Raw genomic sequence first — 15,636 nt, 5'->3', positions numbered from 1 at the left:
GTCTTACTTCTCCTCGGAACCGGTGGGGCGGGTGTGGGTGACGGCGGGTTCGTTCCCGCCCAGGAGCAGATACAGGACGGCCATCCGGGTGTGGACGCCGTTGGCGACCTGCTCGATGACCGTGCAGCGGTCGGAGTCGGCGACCTCGGCGGTGATCTCCATGCCGCGCACCATCGGGCCCGGGTGCATCACGATGGCGTGCTCGGGCATCTTCGCCATGCGCTCGCCGTCCAGGCCGTAGCGACGCGAGTACTCGCGCTCGGTCGGGAAGAACGCGGCGTTCATGCGCTCGCGCTGCACGCGCAGCATCATCACGGCGTCGGACTTCGGGAGCACGCGGTCCAAGTCGTACGACACGTCGCAGGGCCAGCTGTCGACGCCGACGGGTACGAGTGTGGGCGGGGCGACGAGGGTGACCTGGGCACCCAGGGTGTGCAGCAGGTCGACGTTCGAGCGCGCGACCCGGCTGTGCAGGACGTCGCCGACGAGCGTGATGCGCTTGCCGCTCAGGTCCTTGCCGAGGCCCTCGTCCTTGCCGACGAGACGGCGCCGCATGGTGAAGGCGTCGAGCAGGGCCTGCGTGGGGTGCTGGTGGGTGCCGTCGCCGGCGTTGATCACCGGGGCGTCGATCCAGCCGGAGGTGGCGAGCCGGTAGGGGGCGCCGGACGCGCCGTGCCGGATGACGACGGCGTCGACGCCCATCGCCTCCAGGGTCTGGGCGGTGTCCTTGAGCGACTCGCCCTTGGAGACGCTGGAGCCCTTGGCGGCGAAGTTGATGACGTCGGCGGAGAGGCGCTTCTCGGCGGCCTCGAAGGAGATCCGGGTCCGGGTCGAGTCCTCGAAGAACAGATTGCAGATCGTGCGGCCGCGCAGCGCGGGCAGCTTCTTGATCGGCCGGTCGGCGACCCGGGCCATCTCCTCGGCGGTGTCGAGGATGAGAACGGCGTCGTCGCGGGTGAGGTCGGCGGCCGAGATGAGGTGTCGCATCATCTGGGTGTACTCCGTCATGTGGAGGTGTGCGGGCACGCGGGCGCGCAGGGGTGTGCCCCGGTGCCCGTGGAGGGAGCCGGTGCTACGCGGAAGCGGGCTTGGCGCCGAGCAGCACGGCGTCGCGGCCGTCCTCCTCGGCGAGCTGGACCTTGACCGTCTCCCGCAACGACGTGGGGAGGTTCTTGCCGACGTAGTCGGCGCGGATCGGAAGTTCGCGGTGGCCGCGGTCGACGAGGACGGCGAGCTGCACCGCGCGCGGACGGCCGATGTCGTTCAGGCCGTCGAGGGCCGCGCGGATGGTGCGGCCGGAGAAGAGCACGTCGTCGACGAGGACGACGAGGCGGCCGTCGATGCCGTCACCGGGGATCTCGGTGCGGGCGAGTGCGCGCGGCGGGTGCATGCGCAGATCGTCGCGGTACATCGTGATGTCGAGTGAGCCAACCGGGATCGTCCGTCCGGTGATTTCTTCGAGCTTCTCGGCGAGTCGCCGCGCGAGGAAGACACCCCGCGTGGGAATGCCGAGCAGCACCACGTCCTCGGCGCCTTTGGCGCGCTCGACGATCTCGTGTGCGATACGGGTCAACACCCGTGCGATGTCCGGGCCTTCGAGCACGGGCCGGGCGACATCGGGTTCGTTCGTGTCGTGCGAGTCCATATGAAACGGACCTCCTTCTCCGCCTCACGGGACGGACCTTAAAGGACGTCGAAATTGCGCCATCCACGGTACCAGCACCGACAACACCGCCGGTCACGACCCCCCTGAGAGGGGTCGGTACGGACCATTCGGCTTGACGCACCCAAGTAACGCTGCGTAACCTCACAGTGAGTTACCGTTCTTCGTCCGGGGAGCTATATGTCCAGCGAATACGCCAAACAGCTCGGGGCCAAGCTCCGCGCCATCCGTACCCAGCAGGGCCTTTCCCTCCACGGCGTCGAGGAGAAGTCCCAGGGACGCTGGAAGGCGGTCGTGGTCGGTTCGTACGAACGCGGCGACCGCGCCGTGACCGTACAGCGCCTTGCCGAGCTGGCGGACTTCTACGGCGTCCCGGTCCAGGAGCTGCTGCCCGGCACCGCTCCCGGCGGTGCGGCCGAGCCGCCGCCCAAGCTCGTTCTCGACCTTGAGCGCCTCGCGCACGTCCCGGCCGAGAAGGCAGGACCCCTGCAGCGGTATGCCGCCACGATCCAGTCGCAGCGCGGTGACTACAACGGCAAGGTGCTCTCGATCCGCCAGGACGACCTGCGCACCCTCGCCGTGATCTATGACCAGTCGCCCTCGGTTCTCACCGAGCAGCTGATCAGCTGGGGCGTCCTGGACGCGGACGCGCGCCGCGCCGTCGCCCACGACGACGTCTGATCCCTCAAGCGAGAGCTGAGCAGAAACGTAACGCCGGGGTGGCCGGAACCGATGGGTTCCGGCCACCCCGGCGTTCTGCGTACGCCTGTGAGCCCTCGGGAGGCCACACGGGCCCCTGGAGCCACAGGGACCCCAGAGGAGCCCCAGGGCAACGCCAGAGGGCCCGCAGCATGTCACTGCGGGCCCTCTGAGCGGCGCGGGAGGCTGACGCCTCGCCCTTGGCCTTGTCGCGGCGTCCTACGCCTCGTCGCGGCGCAGACTCGGCTTCAGGTCCTTGAAGCGGCCGAGCAGGCCGTTCACGAAGGACGGCGAGTCGTCCGTGGAGAACTCCTTGGCGAGCTGCACGGACTCGTCGATCACCACGGCGTCCGGCGTCGCGTCGACCCAGATCAGCTCGTAGGCACCGATCCGCAGGATGTTGCGGTCGACGACCGGCATCCTGTCCAGGGTCCACCCGACGGCGTACTGCGAGATCAGCTCGTCGATGTGGCGCTCGTGCTGGGCATACCCCTCGACCAGCTCCATCGTGAACTCGCTGACCGGCGGCTGCCGGGTGTCGGACCGCGAGTGACGCACCCAGTCCGCGAGGACCGTCAAGACGTCGGTACCACGCTGGTCGGCCTCGAAAAGGATCTGGAAGGCGCGCTTGCGGGCCGTATTACGAGCAGCCACGGTTAGCTGTTCACCCGGCCGAGGTAGCCACTGTCACGGGTGTCGACCTTGATCTTCTCGCCGGTGGTGATGAAGAGCGGCACCTGGATCTGGTGGCCGGTCTCCAGCGTCGCGGGCTTGGTGCCGCCGGTGGAGCGGTCGCCCTGGACGCCGGGCTCGGTCTCCTGGATGACCAGCTCGACGGCGGCCGGCAGCTCGACGAAGAGGACTTCGCCCTCGTGCTGCGCGACGGAGGCCGTGAAGCCCTCGATCAGGAAGTTGGCGGCGTCACCGACGGACTTGCGGTCGACGTGCAGCTGGTCGTACGTCTCCATGTCCATGAAGACGAAGTAGTCGCCGTCCATGTAGGAGAACTGCATGTCGCGCTTGTCGATCGTCGCCGTGTCGACCTTGACGCCGGCGTTGAAGGTCTTGTCGACGACCTTGCCGGACAGCACGTTCTTGAGCTTCGTGCGCACAAAGGCGGGGCCCTTGCCGGGCTTGACGTGCTGGAACTCGACGACGGACCAGAGCTGGCCCCCGTCGAGCTTGAGCACCAGGCCGTTCTTGAGGTCGTTCGTGGAAGCCACGGTTGCGGAATCTCCTGGACTGACGTGGACGACCCCGGCGCACGCGCACAGCTGAAAAGCTAGAGCGCGAGCAGCTCCTTGGTCGTAATGGTGAGTAGCTCGGGTCCGCCGTCCGCCTCGGGGCGCACGACGAGCGTGTCATCGATCCGGACACCACCCCGTCCCGGGATGTGAACCCCCGGTTCGACGGTGACCGGCACGCAGGCGTCCAGTTTACCCATGGCCGCGGGCGCCAACTGCGGGTCCTCGTCGATTTCGAGCCCCACACCGTGTCCCATCAGCGGAGCGAGACCGTCCGCATACCCCGCGGAGTCCAGTACATGCCGTGCCGCACGGTCGATGTCGCGGTAGGCGGCGCCCGGTGCGAGAGCCTCCCTGCCGGCCCGCTGAGCGGCGAAGACGAGGTCGTACAGCTCGATCTGCCAGTCCGCGGGAGACGTACCGATGACGAACGTACGCCCGATCTCACAACGATAGCCGCGATAGCTCGCCCCCAGGCACACGGAGAGGAAATCCCCTTCCTCCACTCGCCGGTCCGACGGCCGGTGGGCGCCCCTGCCCGAGTTCGGCCCGGTGGCGACGGAGGTCGGGAAGGCGGGCCCGTCCGCGCCGTGATCGACGAGGCGGCGTTCGAGCTCCAGGGCGAGATGACGTTCCGTACGCCCCACGAGAATCGATTCGAGCAGTTCGCCGAGGGCCTGGTCGGCGATCTCGGAGCCGATCCGCAGGCAGGAGATCTCCTCCTCGTCCTTGACGAGCCGGAGTTGTTCGACCGCTCCCCCGAGGTCCGCGAGCCGCAGCCGCGGCGCGACGGATCCCAGGGCGCGATGTCTGGCGACCGTGAGGTCGTGCTCCTCGACGGCGAGCGAGTCAGCGCCCTGCGCGGCCGCGAGATCGGCGCCCGCGACGGCGGCGTCCCCGCCGGACGCGTCGAGCAGCTGCACCCGCAGCCCCTCGTCGGGCCGCCCCTCGCCCTGCTCGTCACCGAGCGGCCTGCCGCACAGCAGCAGATCCTCGGTCCTGCCCAGCAGGAGCACGGCACCCTGCGGCGCCGCTCCCGCGAGATACCGCACGTTGGCGGGGCGGGAGACCAGCGCCGCTGCGCTGCCGCCCGCGGCACAACGCTCCCTCAGCCGCTCACGGCGGGCCGCGTACACCTCTGACATGGGACGAGCCTATGAGCGCAGGCGCGGGTCGGCCCGTTCAGCGCACCCGACCGAGCGGTCAGCCGCCTACCACTGCGGCGGGCTCGCGATGGAGCGGGCGAGGACGTCGTCAAGGACCCGGGCCGTGGCGGGGACGTCCAGCTGGGAGTTGTCGATGATGGGCAGGCCCGAGCCGTACCAACCGGCCATACGTCCGTGGATGCGGGCCACTTCCTCGTCCGTGAGGCGGCGGTTTCCGCTGCGCTCCGCGTTCCGCTCCAGGACGATCTCCAGGCCTGGCAGCAGGACCACCGGCAGCAGGCCGGGGCCCACGTGGCGCTTCCAGCCGCCGAGGCCGACGACCGGGCGGTCGGGGAAGACCGCGTCGTCGAGGATGCACGAGATGCCGTTGGCCAGGAAGTTCCGTGCGGCGAAGCCGCAGGTGCGGCGGGCCAGGCGGTACTGCGCCTCGGAGTGGTCGTTCCAGCCCGACTGGGGGTCCGCGAAGCCCGAGCGCACCCATTCACGGACGTCGTCGAGGCTGATGTGGGCGGTCGGCACCCTGCGGTGCTCCGCCCAGAACTTGGCGACGCTCGTCTTGCCCGCGCCCGCGGGGCCGATCAGGAGGACGGCCAGCGTGGTGCCGCCGGTGTCCGCCTGGGCGGTGCCGGGCGGCGGGCTCGGCATGGCGACGGGGCCGCCGGGCGGGAGTTGGATGTGCCCCGTGGTCTCCGGGGGCACGGGGGCGCCTGGGGCATGGCTGTGCTGGGGGGTGGCGCCGTGCTGCGGGGCGCCGGGCGCCACGTGCTGCGGCGCCGGGGCGTGCGGGTGCGGGGCCGGTCCCTGTGGATGGGGGGCCGTGCCCGGGGGGTGCGGTGCGCCGGCGAAGCCCGGCGCGGGAGGCGGTGGGCCGCCCGGCGCGGCACCCGGCGGCGGACCGCTCGGGTGGTGTGCGGCCGGGGACCAGCCGGTGGCCGGTCCGTGCCCCGGCTGATGGGGCGGCGGCAGCGGAGACCCCACTGCGTGCTGCATCCGGTGCCACTCCGTCTCGTACGACTGACGCTGGTCGGGCGGCGGCCGGGGCCACCCGTTACCGAACGGTACCGTCCCCGGCCGACGTTGTGTGAACGGCCGGGGAGGCCGCAGGGTGCCCGTGGCTTGTTCTCGTGCGCCACTTTCTCCGTTGCCGGAGCGCTACTTGGCCACTTCGGCGTATGCCGCGAGCAGCACCGCGGGGTCGGGACCCTCCAGGACGGTCGGCTTGCCCAGGCCGTCGAGGACGATGAAGCGCAGCAGGTCACCGCGGGACTTCTTGTCGACCTTCATGGTCTCCAGGAGCTTGGGCCACTGGTCGTAGCGGTAGCTCAGCGGCAGGCCGACCGACTCCAGGACGGCGCGGTGCCGGTCGGCGGTCGCGTCGTCGAGGCGGCCCGCGAGGCGGCCGAGTTCGGCCGCGAAGGCCATGCCGACGGAGACCGCGGCACCGTGCCGCCACTTGTAGCGCTCGTTCTTCTCGATGGCGTGCGCCAGGGTGTGGCCGTAGTTGAGGATCTCGCGCAGGCCCGACTCCTTGAGGTCGCCGGACACGACCTCGGCCTTGACCTTGATGGAGCGCTCGATCAGCTCGGCGGTGTGCGGGCCCTGCGGGCTGCGCGCGCCCTGCGGGTCCTCCTCGATCAGTTCGAGGATCACCGGGTCGGCGATGAAGCCGGCCTTGATGATCTCCGCGAGACCCGACACGAAGTCGTTGACCGGCAGCGAGTCGAGCGCGGCCAGGTCGCAGAGCACACCGGTGGGCGGATGGAAGGCGCCCACGAGGTTCTTGCCCTCGGCGGTGTTGATGCCGGTCTTGCCGCCGACCGCGGCGTCCACCATGCCGAGCACGGTGGTCGGGACGGCGATCCAGCGGACCCCGCGCAGCCAGGTGGCGGCCACGAACCCGGCGAGGTCGGTGCTGGCCCCGCCGCCGACGCCGATGATGACGTCGCTGCGGGTGAAGCCGGACTGGCCAAGGGCCTTCCAGCAGTACGCGGCGACCTCGGCGGTCTTGGCCTCCTCGGCGTTCGGCACCTGGATGGCCACGACCTCGAAGCCCTGGTCGGCCAGGTCCTGGCGCAGGGCGTCGCCGGTCTCGGCGAGTGCCTCCGGGTGGATGATCGCGACGCGCTTGGTCCGCTCGCCGATCAGGCCGGGCAGCTCACCGAGGAGCTGACGTCCGACGAGCACCTCGTACGGCTCGGTGCCCGCGGTGCCGCCGACCTGGATGCGGGTGGGCGTGTTCCCCGGCGTCCCAGCAATCTCCGTCATGCTTCCTTCAACTCCAGTGCGTCGAGGACCGCTTGGGCGACCTCTTCGGGGGTGCGGTCGTCGGTGGCGACGACGGCGCGGGCGACTTCGGCGTAGAACTGGCGGCGGGCGTCCATCAGTTCGCGCCACTGCTTGCGCGGGTTGACCGCGAGCAGCGGGCGCGCGACGTTCAGGCCGGTGCGCTTGACCGCCTCCTCGACGTCCATCGACAGATAGACGACGGGGTGCGGGGCGAGGAGCGCGCGGGTCGACCCGTCGAGGATCGCGCCCCCGCCGAGGGCGAGAATGCCCTCGTGCTCGGCGAGCGCGGTGCGCACGGCCGCCCGCTCCAGGTCGCGGAAGTGCGCCTCGCCCTCGTCCACGAAGATGTCCGCGATCTCCCGGCCCTGCGCGGCCACGATGTCGGCGTCGGTGTCCCGGTAGACGGTGCCGAGGCGCTCGGCGAGCAGGGCGCCCACCGTCGACTTGCCCACGCCCATCGGACCGACCAGAACGATCTGCGGGCCGGTCACCGGATCTGCAGGTTGTCGAGGTACGACCGCACGTTCCGCCGGGTCTCGGGCACGCTGTCGCCGCCGAACTTCTCGGCGACGGCGTCGGCCAGGGTCAGCGCGACCATCGCCTCGGCGACGATGCCGGCCGCCGGGACCGCGCACACGTCGGAGCGCTGGTGGTGCGCCTTGGTGGCCTCGCCGGTGGCGACGTCCACGGTGGCGAGCGCGCGCGGCACGGTCGCGATGGGCTTCATCGCGGCACGCACGCGCAGCAGTTCACCGGTGGTCAGGCCGCCCTCGGTGCCGCCGGAGCGGCCGGAGGTGCGCCTGATGCCGTCCTCGGTGGAGACGATCTCGTCGTGCGCCTTGGAGCCCGGCACCCGCGCGAGGTCGAAGCCGTCGCCGACCTCGACGCCCTTGATGGCCTGGATGCCCATGAGCGCGGCGGCGAGGCGTGCGTCGAGCCGTCGGTCCCAGTGGACGTGCGAGCCAAGGCCCACGGGCACTCCGTACGCGAGGACCTCGACCACACCGCCCAGGGTGTCGCCGTCCTTGTGGGCCTGGTCGATCTCGGCGACCATCGCCTTGCTCGCGTCCGCGTCGAGGCAGCGCACCGGGTCGGCGTCGAGCTTCTCGACGTCGGCGGGGGTCGGGTAGACGCCGTAGGGCGCCTTGGCGCTCGCCAGCTCGGTCACATGGCTGACGATCTCGATGCCGGCCGTCTCCTTGAGGTACGAGCGGGCGACCGCGCCGAGCGCGACGCGGGCCGCGGTCTCACGGGCGGAGGCGCGCTCCAGGATCGGCCTGGCCTCGTCGAAGCCGTACTTCTGCATGCCCGCGAGGTCGGCGTGGCCGGGCCGGGGCCGGGTCAGCGGGGCGTTGCGGGCCAGGTCGGCGAGGATCTCCGGGTCGACCGGGTCGGCCGCCATGACCTGTTCCCACTTGGGCCACTCGGTGTTGCCCACCATGATCGCGATCGGCGAGCCCATGGTCAGGCCGTGCCGGACGCCGCCCAGGAAGGTGACCTCGTCGCGCTCGAACTTCATGCGCGCACCGCGCCCATAGCCGAGGCGCCGCCGGGCCAGGTGGTCCGCCACCATCTCCGTGGTGATCGGCACGCCGGCGGGAAGACCCTCCAGCGTCGCGACAAGTGCGGGTCCGTGGGACTCTCCCGCGGTCAGCCAACGCAACCTGCTCAACGGTGCTCCTCATGCTCGCGCCTGGAACTGCGTGGCGCGACCGGGTGCGCGGCCCTGGCCCGCCATCCCCCGATCCTCCCACGTCGGGGGGCGGGACCTGGCCTCCGGTCCACAAAGCGGACGCTTCAGCGGGCGGCCAGCGCGTGTTCCCCCGCCTTGCGCATCGCGGACAGCGGCGCGGGCGTGCGCCCGGTCATCTGCTCGACCTGCAGCACCGCCTGGTGCACGAGAAGGTCGAGCCCGCTGACGACAGCGCCGCCGTACATCGACCAGCGGGCCGCGAGAGCGGTGGGCCACGGGTCGTACAGGACGTCGAAGAGGGTCGCGGGCCGCTCGGGCACGGCGGCCGACAGCGCGTCGGTCGCGCCCGCCGGCGTCGTGGCGATCACCAGCGGCGCGCTCAGCGCGCGCTCGGCGTGCGCCCAGTCCTCCGTCCGCACGTCCACGTCGAGCCGCTCGCCCCACTGCCGCATCTCGGCGGCGCGCGCCTCGCTGCGTACGTACGCGACGACCTCGCCCGTGCAGATCCGCGCGAGCGCGGCGAGGGCGGACGACGCGGTGGCGCCCGCGCCGAGGATCGCGGCCGAATCGACCTGCTCGACGCCGTGTTCCCGCAGGGCCGCGACCATGCCGGGGACATCGGTGTTGTCGCCCACGCGGCGGCCGTCGTCCGTCAGGACGACGGTGTTGACCGCCTCGACGGACGCGGCGGTCTCACTGATCTCGTCGAGCTGCGGGATCACCGCGCGCTTGAGCGGCATCGTCAGCGAGAGCCCGGCCCACTCGGGGCCGAGCCCCTCCAGAAAGCCCGGCAGGGCCTCCTCGTCGACGTCGAACAGGTCGTACGTCCACTCGACCAGGCCCAGCTCCCCGTATGCGGCGCGGTGCAGCACCGGGGAGAGGGAATGGGCGATGGGTGAGCCGAGGACTGCGGCTCGGCGGCCCTGCTCAGTCGCCATTCTTCTGCCGATCATTGAATTCCGCGACCAGCTTCTCGTGCTCGGCCAGCGTCTTGGTGAACTGGGTCTTCTTTCCGTCGACGGAGATGAAGAACATCCAGCCGCCTCCGTCAGGAGCCAGCGTCGCCTTCAGCGCTTCGTCGCCCGGGTTTCCAATCGGTCCCGGCGGCAGGCCCTTGTGGAAGTAGGTGTTGTACGGGTCGGGGTCGCTCCGGATCTTCGAGATCGGGATATTGATCTCGCTCTGACCCTTGAGGTAGTTGTACGTCGAGTCGAACTCGAGCTTCTGGTTGGTCACGGTGTTGGACGACTTGAGGCGGTTGTAGACGACAGACGCCATCTTCTTGAAGTCGTCGTGCGTCATACCCTCGGCCTGGACGAGGCTGGCCACGGTCAGGACCTGCAGCGGGTTCTCCAACTGCAGCTCGGCGGCCTTCGACTTGAGGCCCAACTCGTCGTATTTCTGGGTGGCGTGGGCGACCATCTTCTTGAGGACCACTTCGGGCTTCTGCCCCTTGGCGACCGGGTAACTGGAGGGGTAGAGGAATCCTTCCAGCGGGTCCTTGATGTCCTTTTCGGTATTCGCCCAGTCAGGAAGTCCGAGACTCTTCCATTCCTTCTTGGCGACGCCCGCCGTCGTCCCCTTTTCGAGCTCAAGACGCTTGTCGATCTGGCTGTAGACCCACGAATTGCGCCGCCCCTCGGGAATGATGAGGTTATTGCGGCTCTTCGGGCTGAGCATCAGTTCGACTGCACTCTTGGCCGACATTTCCTTCTTCAGGACATAGACGCCGTCCTGAATAGAATTCCCGTTGGGATTCTGCGCCTGCGCGGAGACAAAGGCATCCACGCTCTTGACGACACCCGCGTCCTTCAGTTTCTGGCCGATCACATAGCCGCCGGAATCCTTCGGGATGTCGACGGTCGCGAGGCCCGTTCCCTCGCCCGCGTAATCCGGCGCCGTACCGAATCGGTCCTGGTAGAACTGGTAGCCGAAATAGCCGACCCCGGCGAGACCGCCGCCGAAGACCAGCGTCACGACCAGGCAGGCGCAGCCGCTCCTGCGCTTCTTCGGCTTCTTGCCGCCCCGGCCGCCTCGGCGGTCCCCGCGGCCACCACGACGGCCCGGCGGCTCGTCGTCGTACTCGTCCTCGTCGTCATCGGCGCCCGAGAAGAAGGCGTGCTCGCCCTGGTCCGGACCCGGGTCCCAGTCCTTCTGCGGCTCGGGGTCGGGGCGGCGGCGGGACGGCGGCTCCGGCGGGGGGTACGCGTCGGGGGTGCCGTAGTAGTCCGGGCTCTCCGCGCCGTAGCCGCCCGGCTGGTTGCCGTAGGGGTCCGACGGGTCGGCGGCGTACGGGACCTGGCCGTGCCGGCCGGTGTCCCAGCCGCCGTCGTACTGGTCCTGACCGCCGTTGTACTGCTGCTCCGCCGGGCCGCCGTTGTACTGCGGGTCCTGGCCGCCGCCACCGTCGTACTGCTGCTGGGCGGCGGGCCCGCCGTACTGCTGCTGACCGTAGGCCTGCTGCTGGCCCGTGCTCCAGTCCTCGTACTGCGCATGCTGCTGCGGCTGCTGAGGGTGGTACTGCCCCTGGCCGCCGTAGGGGGACGGGCCGCTCGCGGCCTGCTGTCCTCCCCATCCGCCGTCCCCGTACAACGGGTCCTCGGGATGCCACGGTTCGGAGCCTGGGCCCCGGCCATACTCAGTCATCGATCCCCTACATGCCGCGAGGCGGGGCCGCCGTCTGAGTGGGAGGGCAACCGTTCCGCCTCTTGATGCTGTGCGGCAGCTGTTCGAACACCGCCGCATCGCGCGGAACGTTACCGTATCGCGATCAGATGACCACTTCGACGCCCTCGCCCGGAGCTTTACCTGACGCCCGTTCGGACTCCAGTGCCTGCTGCAGGATGATGACGGCCGCCGCCTGATCGATGACAGACCTGCCCTTTTTGGACTTCACGCCCGAGGCGCGCAGCCCCTGACTGGCCGTCACTGTGGTCATCCTCTCGTCCACGAGCCTCACCGGAATGGGCGCCACCAAGCGCGCGAAGTCCTGGGTGAAGGCGCGGACCTTGACGGCCGCCGGGCCCTCGCCCCCCTTGAGGGAGCGGGGCAGACCGACGACGATCTCGATCGGTTCGTACTCCTCGACGAGCTGCTTCAACCGGCGCTGAGCTGCCGGGACATCGCGTCCCGGCACCGTCTCCACCGGAGTGGCGAGGATCCCGTCGGGGTCGCACGAGGCGACCCCGATCCGGGCGTCACCGACGTCGATCGCGAGGCGTCGGCCCCGGCGCATGCCTTCAGACATCAGGCCGTCTCGGCGACGAGGCGCTCGACCGCGGCCATGGCGTCGCCGATCGCGGCCGGGTTCTGGCCGCCGCCCTGGGCGACGTCCGGCTTGCCGCCGCCACCGCCGCCGAGCGTCTTGGCGGCCGTACGGACGAGGTCGCCGGCCTTGAGACCGCGCTCGCGGGCGGCTTCGTTCGTGGCGATGACCGTCAGCGGGCGGCCATTGGCCGTGGTGAACAGGGCCACGACGGCCGGGCGGTCGCCGGGGATGCGGTGGCGCACGTCGAGGACCAGCTTGCGCAGGTCGTCGGCGCCCGTGCCGTCCGGCACCTGTCCGGTGGCGAGTGCGACGCCTCGTACGTCCTTGGCGGATTCGACGAGACCGGCGGCGGCCTGGAGGACCTTCTCCGCGCGGAACTTCTCGATCTCCTTCTCGGCGTCCTTCAGCTTGCCGAGCATGGCGGAGACCTTCTCGGGCAGCTCCTCGGAACGGCCCTTGACCAGCTCCTGGAGCTGGGCGACGACCGTGTGCTCCTTGGCCAGGAAGTTGTACGCGTCGACGCCGACCAGGGCCTCGATGCGGCGCACACCCGAACCGATGGACGATTCGCCGAGCAGCTTCACCAGGCCCAGCTGGGCGGTGTTGTGGACGTGCGTGCCGCCGCACAGCTCCTTGGAGAAGTCTCCGATGGTGACCACGCGCACGCGCTCGCCGTACTTCTCGCCGAACTCGGCGATGGCGCCCTGCTTCTTGGCCTCGTCGATCGACATGACCTCGGCCTGCACGTCGAGCTCGTGGGCGAGCACTTCGTTGATCTTCTGCTCGACGTCCGTCATGACGGCCGTGGGCACGGCCGACGGGGAGCCGAAGTCGAAGCGGAAGCGGCCCGGCTGGTTCTCGGAACCGGCCTGGGCGGCCGTCGGGCCGAGCGCGTCGCGCAGCGCCTGATGCGTGAGGTGCGTGGCGGAGTGGGCGCGGGCGATGGCACGGCGGCGGTGCACGTCGATCGAGGCCCAGACCTGGTCGCCGACGGTGATCTCACCGACCAGGACGACACCCTTGTGGACGTGCACGCCGGGGACCGGCTTCTGCACGTCGCGGATCTCGACGGCTGCGCCGTTGTCCAGGCGGATCCGGCCGGAGTCGGCGATCTGGCCGCCGCCCTCGGCGTAGAAGGGAGTGCGGTCGAGGACGACCTCGACCTCGTCGCCCTCGCGGGCGGCAGGGGACGAGACGCCGTTGACCAGGAGGCCGACGATCACGGCCTCGTTCTCGGTGAGGGTGTAGCCGGTGAAGTCCGTGGCGCCGGAGGCGTCGGCGATCTCGCGGTAGGCGTGCAGATCGGCGTGGCCGGTCTTCTTGGCCTGCGCGTCGGCCTTGGCCCGCTCCCGCTGCTCCTTCATCAGGCGCCGGAAGCCGTCCTCGTCCACGGACAGGCCCTGTTCGGCGGCCATCTCCAGGGTGAGGTCGATCGGGAAGCCCCACGTGTCGTGCAGCAGGAACGCCTTGTCGCCGGCCAGGACCTTGCCGCCGGCGGCCTTGGTCTCCGTGACGGCGGTGTCGAGGATGTTCGTGCCGCCCTTGAGGGCCTTGAGGAAGGCGGCCTCTTCGGCGAGGGCGACGGTCTCGATGCGCTTGCGGTCGGATCGCAGCTCGGGGTACTGCTCGCCCATCGACTTGATGACCGTGTCGACGAGCTCGTGCACGACCGGGCCGGTGGCGCCCATCAGACGCATGTTGCGGATGGCGCGGCGCATGATGCGGCGCAGCACATAGCCACGGCCTTCGTTGCCGGGCGTGACGCCGTCGCCGATGAGCATCACGGACGTGCGCATGTGGTCGGCGACCACGCGCAGGGAGACGTCCGTGCCCTGCGCGGCGCCGTAGCGCACGCCGGTCAGCTCGGTGGCGGTGTCCATGATGACGCGCAGGGTGTCGGTCTCGTACATGTTCTGTACGCCCTGCAGGATCATGGCGAGACGCTCGAGACCGAGGCCGGTGTCGATGTTCTTGCTGGGCAGCTCGCCGAGGATCTCGAAGTCCTCCTTCGAGGTGCCCTCGCCGCGCTCGTACTGCATGAAGACCAGGTTCCAGATCTCCACGTACCGCTCGTCGTTGACGGCCGGGCCGCCCTCGACGCCGAACTCGGGGCCGCGGTCGTAGTTGATCTCGGAGCAGGGGCCGCAGGGTCCGGGGACGCCCATGGACCAGTAGTTGTCCTTCTTGCCCAGGCGCTGGATGCGCTCGGCGGGGACGCCCACCTTCTCGCGCCAGATGGTCTCGGCCTCGTCGTCGTCGAGGTAGACCGTCACCCACAGGCGCTCGGGGTCGAGGCCGTAGCCACCGTCCGCCACGGAGCTGGTGAGCAGCTCCCAGGCGTACTTGATGGCGCCTTCCTTGAAGTAGTCACCGAAGGAGAAGTTGCCGCACATCTGGAAGAACGTGCCGTGCCGGGTGGTCTTGCCGACCTCTTCGATGTCCGGCGTGCGCACGCACTTCTGCACGCTCGTGGCGCGCGAGAACTGCGGCTTGACCTCGCCCAGGAAGTAGGGCTTGAAGGGCACCATGCCCGCGGGGACGAGGAGCAGAGTCGGGTCGTCCGCGATGAGCGACGCCGAAGGGACGACGGTGTGCCCGCGCTCCTCGAAGAAGCTCAGCCAGCGGCGGCGAATCTCGGCCGACTCCATCAGTGGTCCTCATTCCGGTTGTACGAGTACTTCGACTTCGAGAGGTACTTGCCCTGCTTGTTCTTGTCGGTCTTGCTGGTCTTACCGTTCTCGATGGCCACGACGACCGTGCGCTGCCCGGGGAGTTCGGCGTCGACCGGGGCTTCGAGGCCCAGGGCCTCGCCCAGTTCGGCCTCGCGCTGGGCCATGCCGTCGCGGACGTCGAGAGCGAAGTCCTTGAGCTTGTGACCCGCTTCGAGCGCCTTGTTCGCGGCCTGCGCCGCGAGGCTCTCGGGGGTCAGTTGCTTGATCTTGCGGTTGACCTTGGTGGTGGCCCACACACCGGCAGCGGCGCCCGCGGTGAACCAGAACGTACGGCGGAACATCGCTGCGTCAGTCCTTCTTCCGCTTGCCCCGCCGCCGCGCGGAGGGGACGGTGCGCCCCACGATCACGGTACGTCGGGCGGGTGCCGATGGCACATTGTCTGATTCGGGTCCTGCCTTGCGGCCCAGGGCCCTGCGCACGCCGTATCCGAACGCCGCGACCTTGACGAGCGGGCCGCCGAAGGTGGAGGCCACCGTCGTGGAGAGCGCCGAGGCGTTCGACGTGACCTCCTGGACGTCGGAGGCGATGGCGTCGACCCGGTCGATCTGGGTCTGCGCGGAGCGCACCGCGCTGGAGGCGTCCGCGAGGAGCGGGACGGCCTGCTCGGTCACGTCCGCGACGAGCTTGGTGGTCGCCCTGAGCGTCTGCGCCAGCCTCACAAGCACCACGGCCAGGAAGGAGACCAGGATCGCCCAGAAGACGGCCACCAGAATCCCGGCCACCTCGCCACCCGACACTGTGCACCGCTCCCTGGACATCGGCCCTGAACATCGAAAAGTCGTCCCCCGACCCTATCGCGCCGGGGCCGAGGCTCCGCACCGCATTACCGTGTACGGGCAAGGGAGTTCAGCGAAGTGATTGTACGGACTGCTTACGGATGAGTA

16 protein-coding genes are annotated in these 15,636 nt (G+C 70.0%); 1 reads left to right on the top strand and 15 read right to left on the bottom strand.

Annotation, left to right across the window (positions count from 1 at the left end; translation table 11 throughout):
• Positions 1 to 3 precede the first annotated feature (3 nt).
• Together AC07AG_RS32860 and pyrR are read right to left on the bottom strand one after the other, a co-directional pair.
• The gene (locus AC07AG_RS32860; RefSeq protein WP_361057803.1) at positions 4 to 990 is read right to left on the bottom strand and encodes an aspartate carbamoyltransferase catalytic subunit; all 987 of its coding nucleotides are present in this window, start codon (positions 988 to 990) and stop codon (positions 4 to 6) included.
• Between the two features lie 82 nt (positions 991 to 1,072).
• Positions 1,073 to 1,645 (bottom strand): bifunctional pyr operon transcriptional regulator/uracil phosphoribosyltransferase PyrR, encoded by a 573-nt coding sequence (gene pyrR, locus AC07AG_RS32855; RefSeq protein WP_383271943.1) that lies wholly within the window; start codon positions 1,643 to 1,645, stop codon positions 1,073 to 1,075.
• 198 nt (positions 1,646 to 1,843) lie between these two features.
• On the opposite strand from pyrR, the gene bldD reads away from it, so the two are divergent.
• Positions 1,844 to 2,344 (top strand): transcriptional regulator BldD, encoded by a 501-nt coding sequence (gene bldD / locus AC07AG_RS32850; protein WP_135330908.1) that lies wholly within the window; start codon positions 1,844 to 1,846, stop codon positions 2,342 to 2,344.
• 237 nt (positions 2,345 to 2,581) lie between these two features.
• On the opposite strand, the gene nusB is transcribed toward bldD, so the two are convergent.
• The 13 genes from nusB to AC07AG_RS32785 all read right to left on the bottom strand — a co-directional run bounded on the left by nusB (position 2,582) and on the right by AC07AG_RS32785 (position 15,489).
• The gene (gene nusB / locus AC07AG_RS32845) at positions 2,582 to 3,016 is read right to left on the bottom strand and encodes a transcription antitermination factor NusB (protein WP_249591132.1); all 435 of its coding nucleotides are present in this window, start codon (positions 3,014 to 3,016) and stop codon (positions 2,582 to 2,584) included.
• 2 nt (positions 3,017 to 3,018) lie between these two features.
• The gene (gene efp / locus AC07AG_RS32840; protein WP_249591131.1) at positions 3,019 to 3,585 is read right to left on the bottom strand and encodes an elongation factor P; all 567 of its coding nucleotides are present in this window, start codon (positions 3,583 to 3,585) and stop codon (positions 3,019 to 3,021) included.
• A gap of 59 nt (positions 3,586 to 3,644) precedes the next feature.
• Entirely contained in the window at positions 3,645 to 4,751 is a 1,107-nt protein-coding gene (locus AC07AG_RS32835; protein WP_478759743.1) for a M24 family metallopeptidase, read from the bottom strand.
• Between the two features lie 66 nt (positions 4,752 to 4,817).
• Positions 4,818 to 5,762 (bottom strand): Pro-rich N-terminal domain-containing protein, encoded by a 945-nt coding sequence (locus tag AC07AG_RS32830; protein WP_478759742.1) that lies wholly within the window; start codon positions 5,760 to 5,762, stop codon positions 4,818 to 4,820.
• A 162-nt stretch (positions 5,763 to 5,924) separates the two neighbouring features.
• Positions 5,925 to 7,037 carry a 3-dehydroquinate synthase gene (aroB, locus tag AC07AG_RS32825; protein WP_478759741.1) on the bottom strand — a complete coding sequence of 371 codons (1,113 nt, stop codon included), beginning with the start codon at positions 7,035 to 7,037 and terminating at the stop codon, positions 5,925 to 5,927.
• Complete coding sequence (locus AC07AG_RS32820) at positions 7,034 to 7,549, bottom strand: shikimate kinase (protein ID WP_478759740.1); 516 nt, start codon at positions 7,547 to 7,549, stop codon at positions 7,034 to 7,036. The genes aroB and AC07AG_RS32820 overlap by 4 nt, the downstream gene beginning before the upstream one ends.
• The gene (gene aroC / locus AC07AG_RS32815; protein ID WP_478759739.1) at positions 7,546 to 8,730 is read right to left on the bottom strand and encodes a chorismate synthase; all 1,185 of its coding nucleotides are present in this window, start codon (positions 8,728 to 8,730) and stop codon (positions 7,546 to 7,548) included. Before aroC ends, AC07AG_RS32820 begins: the two co-directional genes overlap by 4 nt.
• A 125-nt stretch (positions 8,731 to 8,855) precedes the next feature.
• Entirely contained in the window at positions 8,856 to 9,689 is an 834-nt protein-coding gene (locus AC07AG_RS32810) for a shikimate dehydrogenase (RefSeq protein ID WP_478759738.1), read from the bottom strand.
• Positions 9,679 to 11,397 carry an endolytic transglycosylase MltG gene (mltG, locus tag AC07AG_RS32805; protein WP_478759737.1) on the bottom strand — a complete coding sequence of 573 codons (1,719 nt, stop codon included), beginning with the start codon at positions 11,395 to 11,397 and terminating at the stop codon, positions 9,679 to 9,681. The genes AC07AG_RS32810 and mltG overlap by 11 nt, the downstream gene beginning before the upstream one ends.
• A gap of 124 nt (positions 11,398 to 11,521) precedes the next feature.
• Positions 11,522 to 11,986: a Holliday junction resolvase RuvX gene (gene ruvX, locus AC07AG_RS32800; protein ID WP_478759962.1), complete on the bottom strand. Its 465-nt coding sequence runs from the start codon at positions 11,984 to 11,986 to the stop codon at positions 11,522 to 11,524.
• Between the two features lie 11 nt (positions 11,987 to 11,997).
• A complete protein-coding gene (gene alaS, locus AC07AG_RS32795) occupies positions 11,998 to 14,667 on the bottom strand; it encodes an alanine--tRNA ligase (RefSeq protein ID WP_478759736.1) in 2,670 nt (889 codons plus the stop codon).
• Entirely contained in the window at positions 14,667 to 15,032 is a 366-nt protein-coding gene (locus AC07AG_RS32790; RefSeq protein WP_249591122.1) for a DUF6167 family protein, read from the bottom strand. The genes alaS and AC07AG_RS32790 overlap by 1 nt, the downstream gene beginning before the upstream one ends.
• Before the next feature lie 7 nt (positions 15,033 to 15,039).
• Positions 15,040 to 15,489, bottom strand: coding sequence for a DUF948 domain-containing protein (locus AC07AG_RS32785; RefSeq protein WP_478759735.1), 450 nt, complete (start codon positions 15,487 to 15,489; stop codon positions 15,040 to 15,042).
• Positions 15,490 to 15,636: the final 147 nt, after the last annotated feature.

This window comes from Streptomyces sp. NPDC044044, assembly GCF_056434405.1.
This window is presented reverse-complemented; position numbering and strand designations above follow the sequence as displayed.